This window comes from Paraburkholderia sp. PREW-6R (assembly GCF_039621805.1).
GTDB lineage: Bacteria > Pseudomonadota > Gammaproteobacteria > Burkholderiales > Burkholderiaceae > Paraburkholderia.
Genome location: NZ_CP155074.1, coordinates 1,888,148 through 1,915,102 on the forward strand (window position 1 = coordinate 1,888,148; position 26,955 = coordinate 1,915,102).

Here is a 26,955-nt window from a genome sequence, read left to right on the forward strand (position 1 = left end):
ACCCAATGCATCGCTTTGCAAAAAATAACTATCTGATAGTTTGCTAACGAATATTTAGACAATACAATACCGGCCATGTCAAATCTCGATGTCCTGCGCCGCACTGTCAGCAGCGCCCTCGTCGTCGCCGCCCGCAAGTGGCGGCGCACGAGCCACGGCGTACTGGCGGCCTTCAACGTCTCCGAGGCGTGCGCCACGCCGCTTCTCACCGCCAGCCGGCTTGGCGAGGCGGTGCGTCAGGTCACGCTGGCCGATCATGTCGGTATCGAAGGGCCGTCGCTCGTCCGGCTGCTCGATCAGCTCTGCGCAGCCGGACTCATGCGTCGCGAAGAAGACCCCGAGGACCGGCGCGCCAAGACCGTTGCGCTCACGGACGAAGGCCGCGCCGTCACCGCCAGGATGGAAGAAGAACTCGTCACATTGCGCGCGCAGGCATTGAAAGGGGTGTCGCGCAGCGATCTCGAGGCGACCTTGCGGGTGCTGTCGGCGTTCACCGCCAACGCCCCGGATCGCGCCGACCCCGTGGATGATGAACGCGACGCGGCGGAACCGGTGCAGTCTCACAGCAAGGCCGCCGCGAAAAACGCCCACAACGGCAAAGCAAACAAACCCGGCAAAGGTAAAGTAGACGCAGCGGCGCCGCCTGACGCCAGCGACCCGGCATAACGTTTTATGGTCTATCCCACTCTTCGCGACTGGCTGTTCTCGGTCAAGACGTTCGCTGCGGCGATGCTCGCGCTCTACATCGGGCTCGCCCTCGAATTGCCACGTCCCTATTGGGCGATGGCGACCGTCTACATCGTGTCGAATCCGTTCGTCGGCGCCACCCGCTCGAAGGCGCTCTATCGTGCGCTCGGCACGATGCTCGGCGCGTCGGCGGCGGTGTTGCTGGTGCCGCCGTTCGTCGAATCGCCGTATCTGTTCAGCGTGGTCGTCGCACTATGGGTCGGCACGCTTCTCTATCTCGCCGTGTCCGACCGCACCGCGCGCAGCTACGTGTTCATGCTCGCGGCCTACACCATGCCGATCATCGCGCTGCCTTCGGTGACCAATCCGAACGGCGTGTTCGATCTCGCGATCAGCCGGACCGAGGAGATCACGCTCGGCATCGTCTGCGCGAGCGTCGTGGGCAGCGCGCTGTTTCCGAGCCGGCTCGCGCCGACCATCATCGAACGCACGGACGCCTGGTTTCGCGACGCCGCGTTCTTTGCAACCGAAACGCTGTCTGGCCGGATTGCCGGCTCCGCGGTTTCGGCTGCGCGCCAGCGGATCGCCGCCACCGTCAACGGTCTTGAACTGTTGCTGAGCCAGCTCTCGTACGACCAGACACGGCCTGACGTGCTCGTGCGCGCTTATGAATTGCGCGGCCGTATGCAGTTGCTGCTGCCGATCATGTCGTCGCTCGCCGATCCGCTCGTCGCGCTTTATAACAGCGGGCTGCAAACCTGGCCCGAAGGACTCGAAGCGCTGCTCAAAGACGTGATCCAGTGGTTCAACGAACCGCTTCCCGCGGCGGGCGAGGGCACGCAGCCCGATGCCACCGCCGACGCGCTGCGCGCACGCATCGCGGCGATGCAACCCGAGCCCGTCGCGCTGGCGAACTGGGATCACGCATTGCTTTCCAATGCGCTGTGGCGGCTGAAACAGGTCATCGACGTGTGGCAGGACTGCCGGTCGCTGCGCATCATCATCACGCGCGAACAAGGTTCGTGGCGGCCGCGCTTCCGGCATTGGCGGCTGGGCGGCACGGAGCGCTTTTTCGACCGGGGCATCATGCTGTTTTCGACGGTCTCGGCGGGCGCAGCCGTGGTTTTCGCGTGCTTTCTGTGGATCAGTTCCGGCTGGAACGATGGCGCGAGCGCGGTGACGCTGGCCGCCGTTGCGTGCTGTTTCTTCGCCGCGCTCGACGAGCCCGCGCCGTTTGTCTTCAAGTTCTTCCTTGCCACGGCGATCAGCGTCGTGGCCGCGGGCGTCTATCTGTTCGCCGTGCTGCCGCACGTGCACGACTTCCCCATGCTGGTCATCATGTTCGCTGCACCGTTCATTCTGGTCGGCACGCTGATTCCACGCCCGCAGTTCAACATGGTGACGGTGCTGGTCGCCGTGAACACCGCAACGTTCATCAGTATTCAGGACGCCTACGACGCCAACTTCCTGATCTTCATGAACAGCAATCTGGCGGGACTTGCCGGTCTGCTGTTCGCTTATCTGTGGACTCGTGTAACGCGGCCATTCGGCGCTGAACTCGCAGCGTCGCGGCTGTTGCGCTCGAGTTGGGCCGATGTCGCGCTCACGGCCTCCAGACGCCCAATCGAAGACCCGCGCAATCTCGCCGCACGCATGCTCGACCGGCTGATGCAACTGATACCGCGCCTGGCAGCGACGGACGACAAGCGCCATCCGTCGATCGAAAGTTTTCGCGACTTGCGCATTGCCTTCAACGCGCTCGACTTGCGCCGTCTCACGCGCAAGCTCGGCGGCGAGTCGCCCGCTGCAATCGACGTCGTGCTCGACGGCGTGCGCGAGTATTACGAAAGCTGTATTGCGGGGCGAAAGCGTGAGCCGGTGCCGCAAGCACTGATGACCTCGATCGATTCGGCCGTGGCGCGCGTCACCGCGCAAGGCCTCGCGAACGCGGCGCCCGGCGGCCAGGCTTCGCCGACTTCCGCGCGTCAGCTGCGCGAGGCGCTGCACGCGTTGGTCGGCTTGCGTCTTTCTCTATTTCCGGCCACGCTAAAGAGTCCCGCGCCGCCCGATGCGGAGGCCGCCGCCTGATGCGCCCGTTCCACTGCCCTTCACTTCCTTTTTCCACTTCCCGCGATGATCGGTGAAATCGATATTTTCGGCGTGTTCGTGCCGGCCGTGCTCGTGCTGATGTTGATCGCCTATCTGATCAACCTCGCCATTCGCACGGTGCTCGCGCGCGTCGGCTTCTACCGCTTCGTCTGGCATCGCTCCATCTTCGATCTCGGCATCTATGTGCTGGTGCTGGGCCTTGTCGTCGTCGTTTCGCACAGACTAATAACGTGAAAAAAACCTGGTTTTCCGTCGGTCAGATTCTGCTGACCCTGATCGTCGTCGTCGTTGCAGCTTTCGTGCTGTGGAAACTGGTCGGCTACTACATGTTCGCGCCGTGGACCCGCGACGGACACGTGCGCGCCGATGTCATTCAGGTCGCGCCGGATATCTCGGGCTTGATCTCATCAGTCGAGGTGATGGACAACCAGCAGGTCAGGCAAGGACAGGTGCTGTTCCAGATCGACCAGGCACGTTATACGCTTGCGCTGCGCCAGGCGCAGGCCACCGCACAACAGCGCCGCGCGACGCTCGACCAGGCACGTCGCGAAGATGTGCGTAACCGCAAGCTCGGCGACCTCGTCGCGGCGGAAGTCGCCGAAGAAAGCCGCTCGCGCGTCGAACAGGCGGAAGCCGCGCTCGCCGATGCGAACGTCGCCATCGACACAGCGAAACTGAATCTGCAACGCTCGACGATCAGAAGTCCCGTCGACGGTTATCTGAACGACCGCGCGCCGCGCGCGGGCGAGTACGTCGCGGCGGGCCGCGCGGTGCTCGCGGTGGTGGACATGCATTCGTTCCGCGTGGACGGCTACTTCGAGGAGACCAAGCTGCGTGGCATCGACATCGGCCAGCCGGTGGACATCAAGGTCATGGGTGAGCCGAACGTGCTGCGCGGTCACGTGCAAAGCATCGTCGCCGCTATCGAAGACCGTGACCGCACGCAAGGCATGAATCTGCTGCCGAACGTGAACCCGGCGTTTAGCTGGGTGCGGCTCGCGCAGCGCATTCCGGTGCGTGTGGCGCTCGACGAGATTCCCGCCGACTTCCGCATGATCGCCGGACGCACAGCCACGGTGTCGGTGCGCGATCTGTCGCCCACGGCGACGAAGCACCCGGCGGCGGCCGCGGTGGGTTCCGTGGACGATTCGGCGTCAGGCGCCGCGACGGCCTCGGCGGTGACGGGTGTGCCGCCGGCGTCGGCCGCTTCCGCCGGCCCGGCTGCGCAGACCGCCCCCGCCACGTCGGCTGTGGCTGCTTCGGGTGCGTCGCAATGAAGCTGTCGCGCACTTTGCCCCTGCTGCCGCTCGCGGTCGCGCTCAACGGCTGCATCAACGTCGGGCCCGATTACTCCGTGCCGAAGCAGGCGCTCGTCAACGCGCCGCTCGCCAATTCCACGCTCGAAGGCACGGACGCCACGCTCACGTCGAGCGCGAATGTGCCGCCGCTCTGGTGGAAACTGTACGACGATCCGGTGCTGAACAACCTTGTCGGCGAGGCCCTGCAATCCAATACCGACCTGCGCGTTGCCGCAGCGAATCTCGCGCGCTCGCGCGAGGCGCTCGGCGTCGCGCAGGCGCAAGGCGGCTTTTCCGGCAAGACCTCGGCGTTGATCGAGCGTGCGCAGGAATCCGGCGAGCAATACCTGCTGACGGAGAAACTGCCGGTCGCCAACGAAGGCGATATCGGCATCAGCATTTCGTATGAAATCGATCTGTTCGGCAAGCTGCGGCGCGGGGTGGAAGCGGCTCAGGCGGACACCGAGGCCGTTCTGGCAGCGGGCGATCTTGCGCGCGTCACCGTCGTGGCCGACGTGGTCCGCTCGTATGTCGAACAATGTTCCGCCGCTGAGGAGTTGAAGATTGCGCAGCAATCGCTCAGCCTGCAGAAACAGCGCGTGGACGTGTCGCGCCGACTGCGCGACGCGGGCCGCGGCAATCAGCCCGACGTGACGCGCGGCCAGACTCAGGTCGACACGCTGTCGGCGGATATTCCGCGCTACACGGCGCGCCGCAAGATCGCGCAGTACCGGCTCGCAGCGCTGCTCGCGCGCGCGCCGTCCGATCTGCCGCCTGCCGTGCTGGCTTGCGATACATTGCCGCAGATTCGCCAGCCGATCCCGGTCGGCGACGGCGCGGGGCTGCTCAGGCGTCGGCCGGACGTGCGCGAAGCCGAACGGCAACTGGCGGCGTCCACCGCACGAATCGGTGTGGCAACCGGCGCGTTGTATCCGACGGTGAGTATTGGTGCGTCAACCGGCTTTACCGGCATTCTCGAAGACATCGGCACGCAGCCCACGGCGCGCTGGGCCTTCGGTCCGCTGATCAGCTGGACGTTCCCGACCAACGGCGCGCGCGGACGTGTGCGTGAAGCGGAGGCGTCGAGCCAGGTTGCGCTCGCCAGATTCGACGGCGTGGTGCTCACCGCGCTGCGTGAAACCGAAACGAATCTCGCCACTTACCAGTCGGACTATGCCCGCGCCGACGCATTGCGTGGCGCGCTGAAGTCAGCGGCGCAGTCGGCCGACGAAACGCATCGGCTATACCTGGCCGGGCGCGAGTCGTTCATTTCGGATCTGGATGCCACGCGCACGCTGACGTCGACGAAATCGCAAGTGGCGGCTGCCGAGGGTCAGGTGGCGGTCGATCAGGTCAATCTCTTCATGTCGCTAGGCGGCGGATGGGAGATGAGCGCGGGTGCCGGGCCTGCGGGTTCCGTGCCCGCCACCGGCACGGCGAGTGTCAAAACCACGCCGACCGCGGCAGAGAAAGCGCCCTGAGCGCTCTGGGCAGCTTGAGCGCCCTCAGCGGCCGCCATCACACAGCCGCCGCGCATTGCTTGCAAACCGGGCGCGCCAAGGGTCGCGCCCGTTGCCTCGTCAGCGCCGGTTCGACCCTGACACGACATCGATCCACACGGCCAGCACCAGAATGCTGCCTTTGACGATCATCTGCCAGTATGCGTCGACGTCGAGCATCGACATGCCGTTATCGAGGCTCGCCATCACCAGTGCGCCGATCAGCGCGCCGTAGACAGTCCCGGAGCCGCCGCGCATCGACGTGCCGCCGATAAAGCACGCGGCGATCGCGTCCAGCTCGCCCATCGATCCCGCCGACGGCGATCCGGCCGCGAGTCGCGCCGTGTTGACGATGCCGCCAAATGCGCACATCAACCCCATCAACGCGAAGATCGCCAGCTTCACGCGATTGGTGTTCACGCCAGAGAGCCGCGTTGCTTCGAGATTCGATCCCACTGCGTAAATGCGTCGGCCGAAAACCGTCTGCGTGGCAATCCACGTGAAAATGCCGAGCAGCGCGAGCAGCAACAGGACAGGCACGGGTATCCCGCCGTACCGGTCGAGCGTCGCGACAAACGCCGCGAGAATCACGCCCGCGCCGACGACCTTCGTCACGTCCTGCCAGACCGGCACCACGGGCAACTGGTAGCGCTCGCGGTTGCGCCGCTGACGCAACGTCAGAAACGCGAGCACGACGAACAGCACCACTGCGAGAGAATCGCCCGCGAGTCGCGGCAAATAGCCCTGACCGACGAAGACGAAGCTGTCGGAAACCGGCGCGATGGTCGAGCCGCCCGTGACGCCGAGCAGGATCCCGCGATAGGCGAGCATGCCGCCGAGACCGACGATGAACGACGGCACGCGCCGGTAAGTCGACCACCAGCCGTTGAACATGCCGACCAGCACGCCGAGCACCATGACCACCGGCACCGTGACGCCGATCGGCCAATGCCGGTTCACGTCGAGTATGGCTGCCACGCCGCCGAGCAACCCGAGCAGCGATCCGACCGACAGGTCGATCTCGCCCGCGATGATCACGAACACCATGCCGCACGCGAGCATGCCGGTAATCGACATCTGCCGTAGCAGGTTGGACAGATTGCGCGGCGTGACGAACGCGCCGTGCGTGAGCAACGAAAAGAAGATCCAGATTGCCGCCACGGCAATCAGCAACGCAAGAATCTTGTAGCGCGCAAACAGTTGCTGGATGCGCTGCGGGCCGCCGAATGCGCGTCGCCGCATGGCGTTGTCGGCCGGTTGGGAAGTCACGTCGGGAGTCATGCGGCACTCGCTGCGGTTGGGTTTGAGGTTCGCTGCACAGGGCGGATCGCGGCGCTGAGAATGTCCTCTTGCGTGAGACCGTCGTTGATGAAGTCGCCACGCAATTCGCCTTCGCCGATCACCAGCACGCGGTCGCTGATACCGAGCACTTCGGGCAATTCGGACGACACCATCACGATCGACATGCCGCGCTGTGCAAGCTGAAAGATCAGTTTATAAATCTCGAATTTGGCGCCGACGTCGACACCGCGAGTGGGCTCGTCGAGTATCAGCACCTTGGGATCGGTGAGCAGCATGCGCGTGAGAACGGCCTTTTGCTGATTGCCGCCCGACAGGCTTGCGATCGACAGCATAGGATGCGCGGCGCGCACTGACAGGCGTTTCATTTCGGTGTGAATCGTGTCGAGTTCGGCGGCGGAGTCGATACGGCCGCCAGACGCGAATCGATGTAACACGGCGAGCGTGATGTTATGCCCGACGCTCAGGCCCGGCACGATGCCATGACGTTTGCGGTCTTCCGGGACCATGCCAATGCCCGCGCGAATGGCGTCGTTCGGCGCGCCGATCTTTAGCGGCTTGCCTTCCATCACGATCGTGGCTTCGCTCACGCCGGGATAAGCGCCGAACACCGCCTGCATCAATTCCGTGCGCCCGGCGCCGACGAGACCGGCCACACCGAGAATCTCGCCGCGCCGCAGCGCGAACGACACGTCGTTGACGCGCTTGCGGCGCGGATTCGTCACGTCGAAACAGGTTACGTTGCGCGCTTCGAAAATCACGTCGCCGATCGGATGCGGCTCGCGCGGAAACAGATTCCTGATTTCGCGACCCACCATCAACGAAATGATGCGGTCGGTGGTCAGTGCGTGCATGGGTTCGGTCGCTACGTGGCGGCCATCGCGAATCACACTGATCGTGTCGCATACGGCTTCCACTTCGTCGAGCTTGTGCGAGATATACACGCAAGCTACGCCACGCCGCTTCAGATCACGCACGATGTCGAGCAGAATACGTATCTCGGACGAAGTGAGCGACGACGAAGGCTCGTCGAGAATCAGCAGCTTGGCGCGCTTGTTCAGCGCCTTGGCGATCTCGATCAGCTGCTGGTGGCCGCCGCCGTAATTCATCACCGGCTGCGCGGCGTTGATGCCGTTAATGCCGAGTTCGCGCAGCAATTCATCGGCGCGCTGGTACATGGCGGCGTAATTCATGCGGCCGCCAGGAAGCGTGATCTCGTTGCCGAGAAAGATGTTTTCCGCCACCGACAATTCCGGCACCAGCATCAACTCCTGGTGGATGATGATAATGCCCGCGCGTTCAGTGTCGCGCACGCTGGCGGCTCTCAACGGCTCGCCTTCCCACGTGATTTCGCCTTCGTAGCTGCCGTACGGATAGACGCCGGACAACACCTTCATCAGCGTCGATTTGCCCGCGCCGTTCTCGCCGCACAAGCCGACGCACTCGCCTCGCGCGACCGTCAGGTCGATGCCGTCGAGCGCCTTCACGCCGGAAAACGCCTTGACGATGCCGCGCATCGTCAGCAATGGTTGCGTCATTCGCTATGCCTCGCTGCAAGGCGCGCGGCAACGCCGGTGCGCGTCATTCGCGCAGGCGTTGCCGCACACTTGTTACGCTCATTGGCTCGCGAGCTGGGACTGGGTGTAGAAGCCATCTTTCACGACGACGTCGACATTGTCTTTGGTCAGCAAGGTTGGCTGCAGGAGCACCGTGTCGACCTTCTTCTTGCCGTTGTCGTATTGCGCGTTATAGGCCGGCTTCTGGCCCTTCGCAAGCGCCACGGAAAGCTTCGCGGCTTCTCCGGCGATCAGCTTCAAGGGCTTGTAGACCGTCATGGTCTGCGTGCCGGCAATCAGGCGTTTGACCGCGGCGAGATCCGCGTCCTGGCCGGACACCGGCACCTTGCCCGCCATGTGCTGCGCAGCGAGCGCCTGAATGGCGCCGCCTGCCGTGCCGTCGTTCGATGCGACGATCGCGTCGATCTTGTTGTTGTTCGCCGTCAGCGCATCTTCGACGATACGCAGTGCCGTGGACGCGCTCCATTCCGGCACCCACTGCTGGCCGACCACCTTGATATCGCCCTTATCGATCGCGGGCTTCAACACTTTCATCTGGCCTTCGCGCAGCATCTTTGCGTTGTTGTCGGTCGGCGCGCCGCCCAAGAGGAAGTAATTGCCCTTCGGTTGCGCGTTGTAAACACCCTGCGCCTGCAATTCGCCGACTTTTTCGTTGTCGAACGAGATGTAGCCATCCACGTCCGCATCAAGGATCAGGCGGTCATACGAGACGACCTTGATACCCGCTTTCTTCGCTTCCGCCACCACGTTGCCGAGTGTCTTCGAATTGAATGGCACGATCACGATCACATCGACGCCGCGCGAGATCAGGTTCTCGATCTGCGAAATCTGCCGCTCTTCGCTCGCGTCGGCGGATTGCACCGACACTTTCGCGCCAAGCTTCTCCGCAGCGGCGACGAAATAGTCACGATCGCGCGACCAGCGCTCCACTCGCAAGTCGTCGATACAGAATCCGATTTCCGGATGGTCCTTGCTTGCGTGCGCGAGCGGCGCAACAAGCGACAGGCTGGCGAGCACCGCTCCACACACGAGCGAGCTTAGAACGGTACGACGTGCTGCGAATTTCATTTCTGTCTCCTTCTGATAGCCGGCATCCCGGATTGGACGGACTGCGCTGCGAGACGCAAGCCCGGACAAGCGACAAACCAACGCTTCTGTTTTTTCGCGCGGTCAACGTAGCCGCGCGATTGTTGATGTAATCATGCTCCGCACGATCGCGGTCTTTGCTGCAAAGCGTGCGTGTGGATCAACGCGGGCCGTGAATGGCCCGATTCACCACGTTTTCCAGATGTTCCTGGCGTCCGCTTGCGTGCTCCGGATTCAGCCCACGCGTGAGTGCATCGGAAGCCAGCGTCGACAGCGAAAAGTCGCCCGACAGAATCTTGCGGCCGAATTCCGATTCCCAACCCGCGTAGCGTTGACGTTTGAACTGTTCGAGCAGATCGTTTTCGAGCAGCGCAGCCGCACGTTCCACGGCGATCGCCAGATTGTCGATCGCGCCGATGTGGCCGTGAAACAGATCTTCCGGATCGACGCTCTGACGGCGCACCTTCGAATCGAAGTTCATGCCGCCCGTGGTGAAGCCGCCATGCTTGAGTATTTCGTAGAAGGCCAGTGTCAGTTCTTCGACGCTATTCGGAAACTGGTCGGTGTCCCAACCGTTTTGCGGATCGCCGCGATTTGCGTCGACGCTGCCGAAGATTCCGAGCGCATAGGCGGTGGCAATCTCATGATGAAACGAATGACCGGCGAGCGTCGCATGATTCGCTTCGATATTCACGCGAATCTCTTTTTCGAGCCCATGCTGCAGCAGAAAGCCGTGGACTGTCGCAACGTCGTAATCGTACTGATGCTTGGTCGGCTCCTGCGGTTTGGGTTCGATCAGCAGCGCACCCTTGAAACCGATCTTGTGCTTGTGCTCGACCACCATGTGCATGAAACGCGCGAGTTGGCTACGCTCACGGACGAGGTCTGTATTGAGCAACGTGTCGTAACCTTCGCGGCCGCCCCACAGCACATAGTTTTCTCCACCCAGTGTCTGCGTGGCGTCGAGTGCATGGCGCACCTGGGTCGCGGCAAACGCGAAGATCTCCGGATCGGGACTGGTCGCCGCACCGGCTGCATAGCGTGGATGCGAGAACAGATTGGCTGTTCCCCACAGGAGCCTGATACCGGTGTCCTGCTGCTTGCGTGCGAGATAGTCGGCGACTCTCGCGAAGTTCTCGCTGTACTCTTTCAGATTCGTGCCTTCCGGCGCAACGTCGGTATCGTGAAACGTGTAGTACGGCGTACCCAGTTTCGAGAAGAACTCGAACGCGGCGTCGGCCTTTTGCTGCGCGCGCTCCATTGCGTCGCCCGCCTGCTGCCAGGGACGCCGAAATGTTGCCTGCCCGAAAATATCCACGCCCGGCCAGACGAACGTGTGCCAGTAGCACACCGCTAGCCGAAGATGCTCTTCGAGCGACTTGCCGAGCACGCGTTTGTTTTTATCGTAGTAGCGGTACGCAAGGGGGTTGTCCGACTGCGGACCTTCATAGCGGATCTCGGGAATGTGTTCGAAGTAGGACATCGGCGTCTCCTGTTATGTTGCACTGCAACCCGTCTGACGTCTTCAAACGGGTCGACAAGGTGACGCCATGCTGCCGCTTGCCGGATTCAACGGCAATTGCGAAATTGCGCAGCGTGATTGATGTTTCTTACCGCCGACACGTTTGTTTCGCGTCGGCAGGACATTCGGGGCATAGAATAACTGGACGCTTAAAAACAAAGCTGGTTGTCAAAGCACCAGGAGACGCGCCTACCATCATGACCCGTCCGCCCACTCCGCAACCCACCCATCGAATCGCGCTGCTGTTCAACGCGAACAAGGTGTATGACCGCGAGATCATTACCGGCATCGGCAATTACCTGCTGTCCACGCGCGTGGCGTGGGACCTGTTTCTGGAAGAAGACTTTCGCTGCCGCCTGACGGGTATCGAACGTTTCGACGGCCACGGCATCATTGCCGATTTCGACGATCCCGCCGTGGGCGAAGCATTGCGCGATTGCCCGCTGCCGGTGGTCGCGGTGGGATCGTCGTTCGAAGATCCGGCGCACTATCCTCCGGACTTACCCTATATCGCGACCGACAACAACAAGCTCGTGTCGCTCGCCTACACACATCTGATCGGCGCGGGCCTCGAGAACTTCGCGTTGTACAGCCTGCCACAAGCGCAGGAGAACCGCTGGGCGCAACAACGCGAACTGGCGTTCGCTCACCTGCGCCGCGCCGACGGCCGTCAAGCCGGCGAGATTGGCAGCGAGATCTATCGCGGCCTCTCGACGAGCGCGCCGTCATGGAATCAGGCCACCGAACAGCTCACCGCCTGGCTGCGGGAATTGCCCAAGCCCGTGGGCATTATCGCCGTGACCGACGCGCGTGCGCGGCACCTGTTGCAGGCCTGCCTGATCGCCGGCATCGCGGTGCCGGAAGAAGTGGCGATTATCGGCATCGACAACGATCCGCTCACGCGCACGCTTACCCGCATTCCGCTTTCCTCGGTCATTCAGGGAACAGAGGAAATGGGCCGCACGGCTGCTCACCTGCTGCATCAGATGCTGCACGGCGCGCGCTTTCCCGGCCGGCGCATTCTCGTGCCGCCAGTGGGGATCAACGTGCTGGAATCGACGCGCCATCAGCCGGTTGCAAGTCCCTACGTGATGCGAGCGCGGCACTTCATCCGGCAGTACGCGTGCCAGGGCATCCGCACGGAACAGGTGGCCGATTATGTTGGCGTGTCGCGCTCGTCGCTCGAAGAGTACTTCCGGCGCGAACGGCAATGTACCGTGCATCAGGAAATTCTTCGTCATAAGCTCGACGTTGCAAAAGCCATGCTGGCGAAGCGCGACGCGTCGAGCGCGGAAGTCGCAATCCGTTGCGGCTTCACGTCGTTGCAATACATGTACGCCGTATTCCGGCGCGAGCTGGGTTGCACGCCGCGCGAATACCAGGAGCGTGTGAACTCGACGACCACCTCCGGCTGAGCATGCCTTCCACTCATTATTTATCAACGACATGATCAGCGTTGCACAACTTTCTTGCGAACCTTGGGGCGCGGTGCCCGGTGGAGATCCGGTACGGCTCTTCACGTTGCGCAATACGCATGGCATGAAAGTCGCCATTAGCGATCTGGGCGCGACGCTGGTGTCCTGGCATGCGCCCGACCGCGCCGGGCGTCTCGGCGACGTGCTGCTCGGCCACGACACGCCTGCTGAGTACCTGACGGCCACCACGTATATGGGCGGCTTGATCGGACGCTGGGCGAACCGTATCGCCAACGCGCGATTTACGCTCGACGGGATCGACTACACGCTCGATCGCAACGAAGGGGCGAATCTGCTGCACGGCGGCGCACAAGGTTTTCATCGCGCTGTGTGGGAGGCGAGCGAGGACAACGGTGCGCTCCTGATGCGGCTGGAGTCGCCCGAAGGCGACGCGGGTTTTCCGGGCAACGTCACGACGCAAGTACGCTACACACTCGACGACGACGGCAGGCTCACGATCGAATACGAAGCCATTACCGACGCGCCCACGCCGCTGAATCTGACGAGTCATCCGTATTTCAACCTGACCGGCAAAGCGGATGCCGACATTCGCGGCCACGTGCTCTCGATCGCCGCGGACCAGTTCTTCGAAGTGGATACCGCCATGATTCCCTGCCGTCTTGCGGACGTGGCCGGCAACGCATTCGACTTCCGGCAAAGCGCGCCCATCGGCGCGCGACTCGACTGGCCGCATACGCAGCTCGCGAGAGCGCGCGGCTTCGATCATTGCTACGTGCTGCGCGATGCCGAGCAAGGCGAGCAATCGATGCGCGACGTAGCCTGCGCGTATGACCCCGGAAGCGGACGTGAACTGACCGTGTCCACGGATCAGCGTGGCTTGCAGTTCTATACCGGCAACTGGCTCGACGGCGATATCGGGCGCGGCGGAATGGCATACGAGGCGCACGCTGGTCTATGCCTTGAAGCGGGCGGCTTTCCGAATCAGGTCAACATGCCTGGCGAAAGCAGTGCAGTCGTGCGCCCTGGCCGCCCGTATCGACAGGTCACGGCCTATCGGATTGGCGTGCGCAGCGGCATCTGATCACTACCTCCGGAAAGGGGACGCTCCGGGGGTTGCGAAATTGCTGTTCCAGCCAGACTGATTGAACTCCCGGCATGTTTGGGCGGTTTGATAGGCGTTCGCGCAACAAGCACGGCCCGGGAATCCGTTCGGCGAAATTCTTAGCGTCTGAGCGTGTCACGTGACAACCACGCGCATTTTTTAATCTTCGTATAATCGAAAGCATGTGAGATGACGAAAAATCGGTTCGATGCGCTGGGCGATCCTGATCCTTTTTTTTGTTTGCGCGATCTTCATGCATCGCCGGGGCAATGCGCGCCACGGCAGTTTCTTCAGACAAATTTCCGATCATTCCACTTTCACCGCACCGCTTAACTGCTTCGCGTATTTCTTCTCCGGCGTGCCTAATACGCCGTACATCTCGCCGTCGTACATCCCCGAACTGGCGCATCTGAAAGCGCAGTGGCAGACGTTCCGCGAAGAAGCATTGGCGCTCGCGGAAGCCAGCAGAATCCAGGCATCGGAAAAGTACAACGACATTGGCTTCAATTCATTTTTCCGCACCGGCTGGAAACGCTTTTATCTGAAGTGGTACGACACTCCGCATCCGTCCGCCGCTGCGCTATGCCCACGCACCATCGAGATCTTGCAGGGCATTCCCGCCGTCAAGGCCGCCATGTTCGCGATGCTGCCTGCAGGCGGCCAACTCAATCCGCACCGCGATCCGTTCGCGGGCTCGTTGCGCTATCACCTTGGACTGGTCACGCCGAATGACGACCGCTGCGCAATCGTCGTGGACGGCATCCCCTACTCGTGGCGCGACGGCGAAGACGTGGTTTTCGACGAGACGTATCTCCACCACGCGGCCAATGCCACCACGCAGGATCGCATCATTCTGTTCTGCGATATCGAGCGGCCCATGAAATACCGTTGGGCGCAAAAGCTGATGAACGCGGTCGGCGGATTCCTGATGCGTGCCGCCGCGTCGCCCAATGAAATCGGCGACCGCACTGGCGGACTGAATCGCGCATTCCGCTATATCTATGCCATCCGGCGGGCCGGCAAAGCACTCAAGGCGTGGAACCGTTCTGCCTATTACGTCGTCAAGTGGTGCCTGTTCGGCGCCATCGCGCTGGCGATCTTCTGGCATTGAGTACTTTGCGGCCAGCGGCGTGCCCGCGTTGTCACGGAGTCAGCGCGACGGGCGGCGCGTCGCGGCGCGTGAGGGTTCGATAGAGCATCCACGACGCGGCCGATCCCATTCCTACCGTCATCGACCATGCGACACCTGTCACGCCATAGTAGTGCGTCAGCGGCGGCACGATCACGATAAGAATCACCATCTGGATCAGCGACGCGTGCGTCGTCGCCTTCGCATCGCCCACTGCCCGAAGGTAAGCAACGAGCACCGCGATCAATGCGCCGATTGCCATATTGATCACGAAGATTCTGAACAGAGGCACTGCCGACATCCAGGCCGGACCGAGCACCGTCGCGAAAAGTGAATCGGCCGTCATCCTCAGTAGTACGACGAAGATGGCCAGACCACCGGCGACAACGAACAGATACAGCTTGACCATGCGCGCAGCCACACGCGCATCACGCCTGTGCTGGTCCGCGAACGTGGGGAACAGGTACTGTCCCATCGCAAAGGCCGCGTCGGTCAACAGCATCTGCGCAAGCTTCGACGACATCTGATACGCGCCCAGTTGCGCGGGCCCGAGCAGTTTGCCGACAATGATCTTGTCGAACTGGTTGAGCATCAGATTGATGACGCTCCCCGCCCAGATCCAGCGACTGAACCCAAGGTAATGGCCAATCCCGGACCAGACGAGACGAACCGGCGGCCGTGGCGTCATCGTCGCCCATGTGAGCGTGGTCTTTAACGTATCGCCGACAATCATCCCGAGCAGCAGCGAGTAAGCGCCGCCACCACCGAATGCAAATGCGAGTCCGACGAAGCAATCGGCAAACGCGGACATCATTTCGATCGTCGCGATCTGCTGGAAGCCGCGATTGCGTTGGACCACGAAGTAAGCCGGCGACGCCACGCCGCGAATCAGCGGCAGCACGGCTGCAAGTTGCAGCAGAACGAGCGCATGGCCAAGATGGAACTGACTGTTCATGACCGGCGCAAGCGCGACCAGCAGCAACGCAACCAGGAGACCACGTGTTGCGAGCGTCGTCCAGACTGCGGACAGTTCGCGACGGGAGGGTGATTCGTGGCCTTGCACGACAGCTTGCGGCAACCCGGTATCGGAAAGCGATTCAGCTATGGCCACGGCAAGCAGTGCAATGCTGACACTTCCAATTGCCGACGGGCCGAGAATGCGCCCGAGCGCGAGAAACTTCACCGCCACGAGGCCGCGCACGACAACCTGTTGCAACAGCACCCATGTGGGCGAACTCGGCCCCAGGCCGACCCGCATGGAGAGTGCCGCTCCCCTTAGTGATCTCACTTTTATCTTCCTCCAGGTCGCCTGCTTCCCTGGATGGCTGGTTCATTCGCGATCAGGGGCCGAAGCGGAATGGACCGAATGTGAATCTTTAACGAAAGGAGAACTGTGCGGAACTGAACGTCGCGTCGCGGATTTATTCGTCGGCTAGCCGGGAAGGGTTATTCTCACGCGCAACTATCGAGGGTCACCAGGGAAAAACAGGAGAGCCTTAAAGTATGACGGCGCGCGCTTTCATCATTGCCGGGCAATGATTGCCGGTATCGTCGTGCAAACACACCATCTGCGGCTGCGGGTGTCAAACCGAATTCACCGGCCTGTCCAGCCCAGCGACGGGCAGAGTCTGCACGGCTACCCTGTCCAGCGGCGCGACGATACAGTGCGCAACGCCGCGACACACCGTGGATTTCCGATGGGAAATAGTCAAGCGCACCGGTCGCGGTTCGTGGCATGGGCGCGCTGTCCGGCTGTCGTGACCGAATGTTATTATCGGAAACACATATCGCCGTTTGTCGCGCGGCCTCACGCTGTCGATTCCCATGGACCTTCACCTCACCAAACCCACCGATCCGTCCACCTCCGACCTTGGCCGCCGCGTGCGCGCCGCACGTCAGGCGCAGGATCTGACGCTGGAAACCGCGAGCCGCTTGTGCGGCGTGTCTCGCTCGACGCTATCGAAAGTGGAAAACGGCCTGATGTCCCCCACTTTCGACGTGCTACAGAAAATTGTTCTTGGGTTGAAGATCGAAATCGGCGAGTTGTTCGGCTCCACGCCGAAGGTCAGCGCGAGCGGCCGTCGCGCGCTGACACGCAAGAATGAAGGCCAGCGGCACGCCTACCGCGGCTACCAGATGGAGCTGCTCGCCACCGACCTCGCGCACAAGGCCATGCTGCCGTTCCGCATCCGCATCTCGGCGCACACGCTCGATGCTTTTGACGACTGGGGCCGCCACGAAGGCGAAGAGTTTCTGTATGTGATCAGCGGCAGCGTATGTCTGTATTCGGAGCTCTACGCGCCCACGCATCTGAATGCCGGCGACAGCCTGTACTTCGACAGCCGGACCGGCCATGCAGCGGTCTCCACGAGCGACGAAGACGCCGAAGTGCTGTGGATGGCCACGAGCGCCGACATCCCCCACCCGCCCGCGAGCGAACCGGCGAAGCGCTGAACGTGCGCCGCATTCCAACACAGAGACGAACAGGCTTGCTTCGTTAGGTAGCCGCCTGCTGGCGCGCGCGAGCCAGCGCGCTCAGGTTGCCTTCGCCGAAGCCATGATGCCCTTTACGCTGGACGATCTCGAAGAAAATCTCACCGGTATTGCGGCGCACGAATGTCTGGAAGAACAGCAGCGGCACACCGTCGTCGCCCACTTCACCGTCCACCAGAACGTGGGTGCGCTTCAGACGCTCGACGTCGAGCCCGTGGTTCGGCAAGCGTTCGTCCAGCTGCCCGTAATAGCCCGGCGGCGGCTCGACGAATTCCACTCCGTTTGCCAGCAGTTGCTCGACGCACGCGAAGATATCGTCCGTAGCGAGCGCAATGTGCTGAACGCCTTCGCCCGGGTGATCTGGCAGGTACTCGTGCATCAGGTTAGTCCGGCGCGTGCCTTCTTCGTACAGCGGAATGCGGATCGCGCCGCATGGCGACACCATCACGCGCGATTCCGCGGACACATGCCAGTTCGCGTGCAACTCGTGAATCTCGCGGAAGTTGAGCAGGTCGCGATAGAAATCGATCCATTCCTGCATGCGGCCCTCGCCGACCGTCTGCGTCAGATGGTCCACGGCAACGAGGCCGCTGCCCGTATGACTCAGGTCGGCTTGCGCAGTGTCCATCTCGATCGGGCGAAAGTCGATGTCGAAAATGGAGATATCGCCCAGTCCGCCGCGCTGGCCGCCCCGGCCGCGCCAGCGGTCGACGAAGTAGATATGCGAGTCGCCGATGCCCTGAATCGCCGGAATCAGCAGTTCTCCCGCGCCCAGGCGCTCGCCTTCGAACGCCCACGCACCGAGCTCGATCGCGCGGTCGAATGCGCGCTGCGCGTCCGCCACGCGAATGCCGATCGCGCAAATGCCGGCGCCGTACTCCTGCGCATAGCGCGCGGCAAACGAGTCGGGCTCGGCGTTCAGCAGAAAATGCATTTCGCCTTGCCGGTATAGCGTGACGTCCTTGCTGATATGGCGCGCAATCGCCTTGAAGCCGAGGCGCGTAAATGTGTCGTCCAGCCGCTTCGGCTCACGCGCGGCAAACTCGACGAATTCAAGACCCGCGGTGCCGAGCGGATTGTGCTCAGGCGCCGACACGGCGCGCAGCGCGGCGTCTGCAGTGGGCAAGTCGCGAGGCATGGCACTCTCCTTAATCAAAACTTTCGATGCTGACGCGCGTCATCCGACCATTCGCCGCAGCTTGCTGCGTCGCAGCGCGTCATGGTGGGCGTCGCGGCGCTCCCACGCTACAGCGTGCCCGGCGGCGCGTTGTCGCACCGTGTTTGTACACCCCCGGGCAGGCCGTTCGCAACTTCATTTTGTACCGGCTGGTTCATTTTTTGGCTTGCGGGCAGCGCGCTGGCCACGCTTGGCTGGCACGCTGCCTGCCGCTAATCCTGCGCGGGCGCCGGTCATACGGTGCCGCGCGACTTCACGTATTGCGTCGATCAGCGCCCGTCCGACCGCCGAAGGCTGCGAATCCGAGCGCCGGATCAGGCCGACCGGCTCATCGGTGCCGGCGAACGGCAAGGGCAACCGCACCAGCATGCCGTGCGCGAGTTCAAATTCGACCGCGCTCAGCGGCACGAACCAGACGCCGTCGTTTTCGAGCGCCAGCGCACGACCCGTGGACACCGACAACACTTCGACATAGCCCGACAGCGGCGGCACGCCCCATGCACTTAACAAACTTTCCGCCGACTGCCGGATCAACGTGCCGAATGGCGGGAGCACAACCAGAAAATCGTCCAGCGACGTGGCCGGCAAGCCAGAACCCAGCGCGAGCGGATGCCCGGCACGCACGACGGCGATCAGCGGTTCGCTGAACAGTTGCTCGAAGCTCAATCCCACCATTCGCTCCGGATCGGCGAGACGGCCAATCGCAAATTCGATCGCACCGGCTTTTAATCGTTCGAGCAGTTCCGGATTCGCGCCCGTGGCGAGGCGCACGATCACGTGCGGCCAGCGCGCCGCAAACCGCTTCATGGCCGGCGGAATCAGCGCGGCGGCGACGGTGGGCAACACGCCGACTTCCAGCGTGGCGGAAGCCGCGCCTTCCGCGCGTGCCAGCAGATCGACCCCTTGCCGTAGCGCGCTCACGCAGGCGCTTGCGTGCGGCATGAAAAGCTGCCCTTCGCGGGTCGGCACCGCGCCGTGGCGGCCACGCTCGAACAGCCGGACGCCCAGAATCGCCTCCAGTTCGGCGACCGTTTTGGATACCGCCGGCTGGGTAATCGACAGGCTGTCAGCCGCTCGCTGCACGCTGCCGAACTGCGCGACCGCCAGAAAACATTGGAGATGACGAAATTTGACGCGGCTGTCCGCGAGACTGCGTTGCATAACGAGTGGTTATACGTTCCGGCCTAAAACGTCATTTTGCATAACTTCTCAGGTTAGATAAAGTCGCTCCACAAGCTCGCATCTCACAATTCCCCGAAGGAGACACTGATGGACGATTCTTTTCTCACGACGCGCGACTTCGCGTCCCATCCCGCGTATATCTATCCCGGCTACGGGTCGTCGGTCAAACGCGGTCCGACGCGCCCGTTGATTCCGTTGAAGGAACGCCTGCGCGACCAGCGCGTGCCGGTGTACGGCGCGGAAGACCTCGGCGCGTTGGACAACGATCTGACGCGCAACGCCGTGCGTAACGGCGAACCGCTCGGCGAGCGCATCATCGTGACGGGCCGCGTGCTGGACGAAGGCGGTCGTCCGGTGCGCAATACGCTGGTCGAAATCTGGCAAGCCAACGCGGCGGGCCGTTATGTGCACAAGGCGGACCAGCACGATGCGCCGCTCGATCCCAACTTTCTCGGCGCGGGACGCTGCATCACCGACAGCGAAGGCCGCTACCGCTTCCTGACGATCAAGCCGGGCGCCTATCCGTGGGGCAACCACCCGAATGCGTGGCGTCCGAACCATATCCATTTTTCGCTATTTGGAGACCATTTTGGCTCGCGTCTCGTCACGCAGATGTATTTCCCCGGCGACCCGCTGCTGGCCTTCGACCCGATTTTCCAGGGCACGCCCGAGCATGCACGCGAACGGCTGATCGCCGAGTTTTCGCTCGACACCACGCAAGAGGCCTACGCGCTCGGTTTTAACTTCGACATCGTGCTGCGCGGCCGCCACGAAACTCCGATGGAGCGCTAAGCCATGACGACTTTGAAGCAAACCCCTTCGCAAACTGTCGGACCCTATTTCGCGTACGGCCTGTGTCCGCAGCAATACGATTTCGACTTTCGCAGCCTGTTCACGCCGGTGCTGGCCGACCGCGAAGCGGCGGGCGAACACATCACGATTGTCGGCCAGGTGTTCGACGGGGACGGTAACGTAGTCGGCGACGCGATGCTGGAAGTGTCGCAAGTCGACGCGAACGGCCGCTATCCGGACTCGCGCGAGGAGATCCTGAAGACCGGTTTTCGCGGATTTGCGCGCGTCGGCACGGGAACGGATCCGCACAAGCGTTTTGTCATCGAAACGGTGAAACCCGGTCGCGCCAACCCGGACGAGGCGCCGCATCTGAACATGATCGTGACGATGCGCGGCATGCTGCTGCACACCTTCACCCGCATCTATTTCGAAGACGAAGCCGACGCGAACGCGCAGGATGCCGTGCTGGCGGCTGTGCCCGAAGACCGGCGCAGTACGCTGATTGCACGCCGTGAACCGGACACCGCGAACGTTTACCGCTTCGACATCCACATGCAGGGCGAGAAGGAAACGGTCTTTTTCGACCTGTAAAACGGCACTCTCAAGTCTGGCGGCGGGATGGCGAAACGCCGAGTTGTCCATAGCCCACCTTGTGTGGGCTTTTTTTCGCTCGGCAGTGGAAGGCGGCCGCGCTCTGGCGAGCCTTGCCAGGCTTACCGCGCCGGACAGTTACAAGTTAAGTGTTGACGCTGATAGAGGCCAGCGGTTACTGTGGCAATCGAAGTTCAAGAAGTTCGATTGCTGTTCATCAATGTCTCGCTCCCTCAGCGGTATTCGTTGTCCTCTCCCTCCTTGACGCTTCAAGCGCTCTTCGTCAGAGCAATTCATTCATTTTTACTCAAGGATTCCTTATGGATACCGGTACCGTTAAGTGGTTCAACGACAGCAAAGGCTTTGGCTTCATCACGCCGGACAAGGGCGGCGACGACCTGTTCGCGCACTTCTCCGAAATCAGCGGCGACGGCTTCAAGACGCTGGCTGAAAATCAGAAAGTGAGCTTCGAAACGAAGCAAGGCCCGAAGGGTCTGCAAGCGGCTAACATCAAGCCGATGTAAGTTTGACGGGCTCGGTGTCCGGCAACGGACATCGGACTGCAGCGACATCCTCGCGGAGAGTTGTTCTCCCACAGTTGGCGCGACCGCTTTCTTGGCCGTGGTTCATTTCAGCGGCCCGCCTAAGCGCCAAACGCCTCGTTGCACCTCATTCTCCCTCCGGCCTCAACGCCCTTTCTACGCTTTCCGACTGCGTCTGTATCCGGCTCTTCAAAGCCACGGATCGACTCGTCCGCGTGACTGCTCAAGCGACTCGCCACTGCGACTCGCACGGCCGGCGCGCACTCGAACATCATTAAAATAAAATGCAAATCAAACAGAATACTCATCACTACAACGGCTACGCCGTCCAACCCTCGGCGCACCGTTTGCCCGACGGGAGCTTCTCCTCGAACCTGCTGCTCGAACGCGCCGATAGCGCGCGTGCCGAAGGGCGCTACCAGTTCTATTCGCTCGACTATTTCACGAGCGAAGAACAGGCATTGCAGCACTCGGCACGCTGGGCCCGTCACTGGGTCGATACGCGCGGTTAAGCGCGCCGCGCACGCACGCCATCCTGGCCGCGCGTCATTCGCCGGTCTCTGCCTTGACGCGTGCGCGTAGTTCGAACTTCTGAATTTTTCCCGTCGACGTCTTCGGCAATTCGCCAAACCGGACGGCCTTCGGCACCTTGTATCCTGCAAGATAAAGCCGGCAGTGCCCAATGATCTCTTCGGCGCTCACCTGAGCGCCCTCCCTGAGCTCGACGAACGCACACGGCACCTCACCCCATTTCGGGTCGGCCATCGCCACCACGGCCGCAACCGACACCGCCGGGTGACGGTACAGCGTGTCCTCCACCTCGATACTCGAGATGTTCTCGCCGCCTGAAATGATGATGTCCTTGCTGCGGTCGCGGATGCGAATGTAGCCGTCGGGCATCCGCACGCCCAGGTCGCCGGTATGGAACCAGCCGCCTCGGAAGGTCGCTTGCGTAGCGCGTTCGTTCTTCAGATAGCCCTTCATGCAGATGTTGCCGCGGAACATGATCTCACCGAGCGTTTCGCCGTCGCCCGGCACAGGCTCGAGCGTGTCGGGATCGAGCACCGTCACGGCGGCCTGAAGGTGATAGCGCACGCCCTGCCGCGCATTCAGTTCGGCGCGCGCGCCGTCGTCGAGCAGGTCCCATTCTTCCTGCTTCGCGCAGACCGCAGCCGGGCCGTAGGTTTCGGTCAGGCCATACACGTGCGTCAGGTCGAAGCCGATCTCCTTCATCTTGGCGATCACGGCGGGCGCGGGCGCAGCACCGGCCACCATCGTCGATACGCGATGCGTAATGCCGTCGCGCCATTGCGCCGGCGCGTTCGCCAGCGCGCTCTGCACGATCGGCGCTCCGCAGTAGTGCGTGACACGTTCCCGGCGGATCAGGTCGAGCACAGCTTGGGCGTCGAATTTCCGCAGGCAGACGTTGACGCCAGCACGCGCAGCGACCGTCCACGGAAAGCACCAGCCGTTGCAGTGGAACATCGGCAGCGTCCACAGATATACCGCGTGCTTCGGCATATCCCATTCGAGGATGTTGCTCAGCGCGTTCAGGTAGGCGCCGCGATGGTGGTAGACCACGCCTTTCGGGTCGCCCGTCGTGCCGGACGTGTAGTTCAGCGCGATGGCGTCCCATTCGTCGGCCGGCATGGTCCACGCGAAGTCGGGGTCGCCGCTTTCCAGAAACGCCTCATAGTCGGTCGCGCGGATGAACCTGTCGGCGTCCGCGGGCATGACGTCGGCCACGCTGATCACGCGCAGGTCGGGAAACTCCAGCGCCGCACGATGCGCAAACTCGCTGTAGTCGGTATCGACGATCAGCGCCTTTGCCTCGCCGTGACGCAGCATGAAAAGCAGCGACGAGACATCGAGCCGCGTGTTCAGTGTGTTGAGCACGGCACCGGCCATTGGCACGCCGAAGTGCGCCTCTATCATCGTAGGAATATTCGGAAGCAACGCGGCAACCGTATCGCCGCGTTCTACACCGGCCTGCCGCAACGCACTGGCTAGCCGCCGTGCGCGCTGATAGGTGTCGCGCCAGGTCCGGCGAATGTCACCGTGGACCACCGCGAGCCGCTCTCCATAGACTTCCGCTGCGCGTACGATGAAATCGAGCGGCGTCAGCGGAACATAATTGGCTTCGCGGCGCTCAAGACCCTCTTCGAACATGTGCTTCATCGCATCGTCTCCATCGGCGCGTGCCGCGCCGTCGATTATTCTGATTGACGAACAAGGCTATCAGCAACATGTTGAACTGTCTGTCATTCAAATGACAGCGCGACATGCTCCGGTGTCGCACCGGTTGACGCGCATAAGTTTGAACTCGACACCCCCGCCCGCACCACGCACCGTCTCATGGACGCGGTCGCCGCCCACCTTCGGGGTGGCGGCCGGGCGTCTGTTTTGCGCGCCCATAAAAAAAGGTGCCGCAAGCGGCACCTTTTCTCACATCGACAGGCTTCTTGTGAAAGCTTAGAAGCGGTGACGCAGACCGATCGTAGCAGCCGTCTGGTTCTTCGACGACGACGGCAGTTGCGAATTATCGCCGCTGTAGATCGAAGCGACACCGCCGTCGCCCATTGCGTGCTGATACACGGCTTCAGCGTACACATCCGTGCGACGCGACAGCGAGTAGTCAGCCTGGAGGCCGATCTGGTGGTAACGGGTCTTCATGTCGTTGCCATCAGCATTCACGCCGTAGCCACGTGCGTCCGTGAACGTGTAAGCCACGCCGAGGCCAAGAGCCGGCGTCAGGTTGTACTTGCCATTGACTTCGTAGTTGTTCGAACGGCCTTGGCGTTGGCCAGGGGTCGTCGCGCCAACCAGGTTGTCCACGCGCGATTGCGTGAATGCAGCACCGACGGTAGCCGGGCCGAACGAGTACGAAGCCGCTGCGCCGAATTCGCGCTGACGGAAGTTGCCGGTCATGATGCCCGACGTGTTAGCCAGCACGCCGTCGGACGAGCCCGTAGCGTTGGCAGCCGGGTTGTTCTGCTGTGCGTAAGCAGCGCCCAGGTGCAGGCCTTGCCATTGGTACGCAGCGCCCACGCTGTATTCGCGGTTGTTCGCGAATGCGCCAGCCTGGTTCGAGAAGCCGTACGTGCCGCCGAACGTGAAGCCAGCGTAGTTAGCGCTCGAGTACTTGATCGAGTTGTTCGCTGCGTAGCCGCCGTTCGTGTTCAGGTTGTCGTTGTTGAACGGGTGCGCGAAGTACGTACCGCCCCAGCTGCCCGTTGCGGTCAGCGGTGCCAGGTAGTCTTGAGCGGCGTCGTATTGACGGCCCAGCGTAACCGTACCGAATTGCGCGCTCGACAGGCCGACGAATGCCTGACGGTTGAACATGCCGTTGTTGTTAGCGAACCGGCCGTTGTTGATGTTGAAGCCGCTTTCCAACGTGAAGACTGCCTTCAGACCGCCGCCCAGATCTTCCGAACCGCGCAGACCGAACATGCTCTGGTTGATGCCGCCGCTGCCGGCTGCCCACTTCGAGTTGTGCGCAACGTTGCTGGTGTACGTGACACCAGCGTCCAGCAGACCGTACAGCGTGACGCTGCTTTGTGCGTGAGCGACGGAAGCGAACGATGCGGCAACCGCAACGACGATGAGACTCTTTTTCATGCTCGGAACTCCTGTTCGATAAATTTACGCGGGGAGCGGGTCTTGCCTCGACAGCACATGCATCGCAACCGCTGCCGCCCTGTTCGCTGAATCGGCTTTTCGACCAGCCGGGCACCCTTGAAACGAAGCGTGAGTGTATGGGGCGCCCCTGGTACAAACCCTAGCGATTTACACAACAGGATTTTTCGAAATCCGCAACAATGTCAACGAAGAAGCGATTAAGTTATTGTTTTAACGGGATTTATCGGTCAATTTCGCACGAATGGCGAGTGCTCATTTCATAAGAATTTTGCAAGTCGACAATATTCGAAGTTGTGCGAATGCAACAGCGTTTTAATAATGCCGAAGTAATCGCGTGACGTAGCGCGGCGGGAGACAGAAAGCAGCGTGCTTGAAAATAAGGCACTCAAACGGCTCGTCGCCTCGTTATGAATTTTATTTTTAGTCGCCGGGAACTTATTTTCAAAATTGATATGCGTGAACTGTTTGACGCAAAATGCGTCTATCTGACCTACGCGCGTCAGGTATTCCTTATTGCGTAAGGCGAGCCAAAATCCCTCTTGGTAACGTTCCTTCAAATACCGCTGCTGAGGCGCGTTCCCGAGCTTCTGGTGGCGCACGCTGCAATAACGCGCAAAAATAAAAAGCCGCCTGACGGCGGCCATTGAGTAGTGAAAGCTTTCAGCACGGGGACTGTCCGGAGGTGAACTGCGGCGCCGCCCGCCGCGTGACAGAGGCCCGGTGCTGAAAGCGGACGGCATACATTGAACAGCCTTCCGTCTCCATTAACGGCCATGCCGCTCCATTTTTTTACACGGAGTTTCCCTACTTTACGAGCCGCTCGCATGCACGATGTCTTCGAGATCAGGACCAGTGGGCCGCTTTCCGATCCTCCGGCGTGGCGCCTGGCGCTAGCGGATCTGTATCGGGCGGGGTGCCGGGCAATGGCCGCGGCTGATCGCCCGGGTCGTCGAGCGGCTGGTTGGCAGGATCTGCAACGGGGTCGGCAATCGGATCAACGGTGGGAACGGTTTGCACTCTGAATCTCCTGTAGACGGGACAATTGCCCCTCTACAGCGCGCGCAACCGGTATTCCCGGATCCCATTCTGCAAATGCGGCAGGCAAGCTTACGGGTTGCGAAAAACGGCCGGTGCTGAGCAAAAACTCACTCCGGCATTCTTTCCGTACAGCTTGTAGAAAATTCTCGGGCAGGAAACGGTGTCTTTCAGACAACTCTTGAGACGCCATCTCGTCATCGCGCCCCGCAATCCTCTGACGACCATTCAATGCCGGTCGAGGCGCGGAATTGGCGAATCTTCGGCGCCATTGGACAGGAACGGCTCCAGCCCGAAAAGCCACGCAAAACAGAAGGTCACACGTGTCAGCGCACCGGCGCGTGGGCGCGGGACGGTACCAACGACGCCGTCTAGAGGCGTGACGAGCAGAGGTTGAGCTTGCGCAAACTCGGTAGCGGTGTGGTCTGGTTGCATAATCATGCTCATTATTGATACAGGCTGGAACCGACCATGCGCAAGCGACGTGCCATCGGCAACGTTGCAAAGCAGTAGAAGGTGCAAGGGGGATGGCAGACCAAATGAAACTATTGCTGAACGGGGCGTGGGTAGCGGTCAGTGACTACCGTGAGCTGAATGGAGGCGGATTGATAATGCGGAAATCGACGCTATTGAAGTTATGCCACAATTTCTCGTCCAACATTGCTTTCACCGAAGTGAAAAGCCGATAAGAAACGACGCCGTCTCTATTCAAATGTGCACACACCGCAAACTCGGGAGAAACGGGAAGACGATTAATTCG

Annotated in this window: 25 protein-coding genes; 13 read left to right on the forward strand and 12 right to left on the reverse strand. The window is 61.8% G+C overall.

Annotation, left to right across the window (positions count from 1 at the left end):
- The first annotated feature begins 75 nt into the window (after window positions 1-75).
- The 5 genes from AAGS40_RS23680 to AAGS40_RS23700 are packed head-to-tail and all read left to right on the forward strand — an operon-like array spanning window position 76 to window position 5,575.
- Window positions 76-666 carry a MarR family transcriptional regulator gene (locus AAGS40_RS23680; protein ID WP_345815386.1) on the forward strand — a complete coding sequence of 197 codons (591 nt, stop codon included), beginning with the start codon at window positions 76-78 and terminating at the stop codon, window positions 664-666.
- Between the two features lie 6 nt (window positions 667-672).
- On the forward strand, window positions 673-2,775 hold the full coding sequence (locus AAGS40_RS23685; RefSeq protein ID WP_345815387.1) for an FUSC family protein: 2,103 nt from the start codon (window positions 673-675) through the stop codon (window positions 2,773-2,775).
- A 45-nt stretch (window positions 2,776-2,820) separates the two neighbouring features.
- Window positions 2,821-3,030 (forward strand): DUF1656 domain-containing protein, encoded by a 210-nt coding sequence (locus AAGS40_RS23690; protein ID WP_007176114.1) that lies wholly within the window; start codon window positions 2,821-2,823, stop codon window positions 3,028-3,030.
- Window positions 3,027-4,073: an HlyD family secretion protein gene (locus tag AAGS40_RS23695; RefSeq protein WP_345815392.1), complete on the forward strand. Its 1,047-nt coding sequence runs from the start codon at window positions 3,027-3,029 to the stop codon at window positions 4,071-4,073. The genes AAGS40_RS23690 and AAGS40_RS23695 overlap by 4 nt, the downstream gene beginning before the upstream one ends.
- Complete coding sequence (locus AAGS40_RS23700) at window positions 4,070-5,575, forward strand: efflux transporter outer membrane subunit (RefSeq protein ID WP_345815394.1); 1,506 nt, start codon at window positions 4,070-4,072, stop codon at window positions 5,573-5,575. Before AAGS40_RS23695 ends, AAGS40_RS23700 begins: the two co-directional genes overlap by 4 nt.
- A gap of 99 nt (window positions 5,576-5,674) precedes the next feature.
- Here the strand turns inward: AAGS40_RS23700 and AAGS40_RS23705 are convergent, their stop codons facing one another.
- From AAGS40_RS23705 to xylA, 4 genes are all read right to left on the reverse strand, one after another.
- Entirely contained in the window at window positions 5,675-6,874 is a 1,200-nt protein-coding gene (locus AAGS40_RS23705) for a sugar ABC transporter permease (protein ID WP_345815395.1), read from the reverse strand.
- Complete coding sequence (gene xylG / locus AAGS40_RS23710) at window positions 6,871-8,430, reverse strand: D-xylose ABC transporter ATP-binding protein (RefSeq protein ID WP_345815397.1); 1,560 nt, start codon at window positions 8,428-8,430, stop codon at window positions 6,871-6,873. The genes AAGS40_RS23705 and xylG overlap by 4 nt, the downstream gene beginning before the upstream one ends.
- A gap of 78 nt (window positions 8,431-8,508) precedes the next feature.
- Window positions 8,509-9,537, reverse strand: a complete 1,029-nt coding sequence (gene xylF / locus AAGS40_RS23715; RefSeq protein ID WP_345815399.1) for a D-xylose ABC transporter substrate-binding protein — start codon at window positions 9,535-9,537, stop codon at window positions 8,509-8,511.
- A 178-nt stretch (window positions 9,538-9,715) separates the two neighbouring features.
- Complete coding sequence (gene xylA, locus AAGS40_RS23720; RefSeq protein ID WP_345815400.1) at window positions 9,716-11,038, reverse strand: xylose isomerase; 1,323 nt, start codon at window positions 11,036-11,038, stop codon at window positions 9,716-9,718.
- Window positions 11,039-11,274: 236 nt separating this feature from the next.
- On the opposite strand from xylA, the gene AAGS40_RS23725 reads away from it, so the two are divergent.
- The 3 genes from AAGS40_RS23725 to AAGS40_RS23735 all read left to right on the forward strand — a co-directional run bounded on the left by AAGS40_RS23725 (window position 11,275) and on the right by AAGS40_RS23735 (window position 14,726).
- Window positions 11,275-12,492, forward strand: coding sequence for a DNA-binding transcriptional regulator (locus AAGS40_RS23725; RefSeq protein WP_345815401.1), 1,218 nt, complete (start codon window positions 11,275-11,277; stop codon window positions 12,490-12,492).
- A 31-nt stretch (window positions 12,493-12,523) separates the two neighbouring features.
- The gene (locus AAGS40_RS23730; RefSeq protein WP_345815402.1) at window positions 12,524-13,594 is read left to right on the forward strand and encodes an aldose epimerase family protein; all 1,071 of its coding nucleotides are present in this window, start codon (window positions 12,524-12,526) and stop codon (window positions 13,592-13,594) included.
- Between the two features lie 229 nt (window positions 13,595-13,823).
- The gene (locus AAGS40_RS23735; RefSeq protein ID WP_345815403.1) at window positions 13,824-14,726 is read left to right on the forward strand and encodes an aspartyl/asparaginyl beta-hydroxylase domain-containing protein; all 903 of its coding nucleotides are present in this window, start codon (window positions 13,824-13,826) and stop codon (window positions 14,724-14,726) included.
- Window positions 14,727-14,757: 31 nt separating this feature from the next.
- Here AAGS40_RS23735 and AAGS40_RS23740 read toward each other — a convergent pair whose 3' ends face one another.
- A complete protein-coding gene (locus tag AAGS40_RS23740) occupies window positions 14,758-16,032 on the reverse strand; it encodes an oligosaccharide flippase family protein (RefSeq protein WP_345815404.1) in 1,275 nt (424 codons plus the stop codon).
- Between the two features lie 536 nt (window positions 16,033-16,568).
- Between AAGS40_RS23740 and AAGS40_RS23745 the strand changes: the two genes are divergently transcribed.
- Complete coding sequence (locus AAGS40_RS23745) at window positions 16,569-17,198, forward strand: XRE family transcriptional regulator (RefSeq protein ID WP_345815405.1); 630 nt, start codon at window positions 16,569-16,571, stop codon at window positions 17,196-17,198.
- Between the two features lie 43 nt (window positions 17,199-17,241).
- Here AAGS40_RS23745 and AAGS40_RS23750 read toward each other — a convergent pair whose 3' ends face one another.
- Complete coding sequence (locus AAGS40_RS23750) at window positions 17,242-18,375, reverse strand: VOC family protein (RefSeq protein ID WP_345815406.1); 1,134 nt, start codon at window positions 18,373-18,375, stop codon at window positions 17,242-17,244.
- Between the two features lie 174 nt (window positions 18,376-18,549).
- Window positions 18,550-19,575 (reverse strand): pca operon transcription factor PcaQ, encoded by a 1,026-nt coding sequence (pcaQ, locus tag AAGS40_RS23755; protein WP_345815407.1) that lies wholly within the window; start codon window positions 19,573-19,575, stop codon window positions 18,550-18,552.
- A 108-nt stretch (window positions 19,576-19,683) separates the two neighbouring features.
- Between pcaQ and pcaH the strand changes: the two genes are divergently transcribed.
- The 4 genes from pcaH to AAGS40_RS23775 all read left to right on the forward strand — a co-directional run bounded on the left by pcaH (window position 19,684) and on the right by AAGS40_RS23775 (window position 22,033).
- A complete protein-coding gene (gene pcaH / locus AAGS40_RS23760) occupies window positions 19,684-20,388 on the forward strand; it encodes a protocatechuate 3,4-dioxygenase subunit beta (protein ID WP_345815408.1) in 705 nt (234 codons plus the stop codon).
- A gap of 3 nt (window positions 20,389-20,391) precedes the next feature.
- Window positions 20,392-20,979: a protocatechuate 3,4-dioxygenase subunit alpha gene (gene pcaG / locus AAGS40_RS23765; protein WP_345815409.1), complete on the forward strand. Its 588-nt coding sequence runs from the start codon at window positions 20,392-20,394 to the stop codon at window positions 20,977-20,979.
- Window positions 20,980-21,299: 320 nt separating this feature from the next.
- Window positions 21,300-21,503 (forward strand): cold-shock protein, encoded by a 204-nt coding sequence (locus AAGS40_RS23770; protein ID WP_007178877.1) that lies wholly within the window; start codon window positions 21,300-21,302, stop codon window positions 21,501-21,503.
- Window positions 21,504-21,805: 302 nt separating this feature from the next.
- Entirely contained in the window at window positions 21,806-22,033 is a 228-nt protein-coding gene (locus AAGS40_RS23775; RefSeq protein ID WP_345815422.1) for a hypothetical protein, read from the forward strand.
- Window positions 22,034-22,067: 34 nt separating this feature from the next.
- Here AAGS40_RS23775 and AAGS40_RS23780 read toward each other — a convergent pair whose 3' ends face one another.
- The 5 genes from AAGS40_RS23780 to AAGS40_RS23800 form a co-directional block, all read right to left on the reverse strand.
- Window positions 22,068-23,699, reverse strand: a complete 1,632-nt coding sequence (locus AAGS40_RS23780; protein ID WP_345815423.1) for an acyl-CoA synthetase — start codon at window positions 23,697-23,699, stop codon at window positions 22,068-22,070.
- Window positions 23,700-23,993: 294 nt separating this feature from the next.
- Entirely contained in the window at window positions 23,994-25,139 is a 1,146-nt protein-coding gene (locus tag AAGS40_RS23785; RefSeq protein ID WP_345815424.1) for a porin, read from the reverse strand.
- A gap of 278 nt (window positions 25,140-25,417) precedes the next feature.
- Complete coding sequence (locus tag AAGS40_RS23790; RefSeq protein WP_345815425.1) at window positions 25,418-25,900, reverse strand: hypothetical protein; 483 nt, start codon at window positions 25,898-25,900, stop codon at window positions 25,418-25,420.
- 103 nt (window positions 25,901-26,003) lie between these two features.
- Window positions 26,004-26,177, reverse strand: coding sequence for a hypothetical protein (locus AAGS40_RS23795; protein WP_345815426.1), 174 nt, complete (start codon window positions 26,175-26,177; stop codon window positions 26,004-26,006).
- Window positions 26,178-26,423: 246 nt separating this feature from the next.
- Window positions 26,424-26,630: a hypothetical protein gene (locus AAGS40_RS23800; protein ID WP_345815427.1), complete on the reverse strand. Its 207-nt coding sequence runs from the start codon at window positions 26,628-26,630 to the stop codon at window positions 26,424-26,426.
- Between the last annotated feature and the right edge of the window lie 325 nt (window positions 26,631-26,955).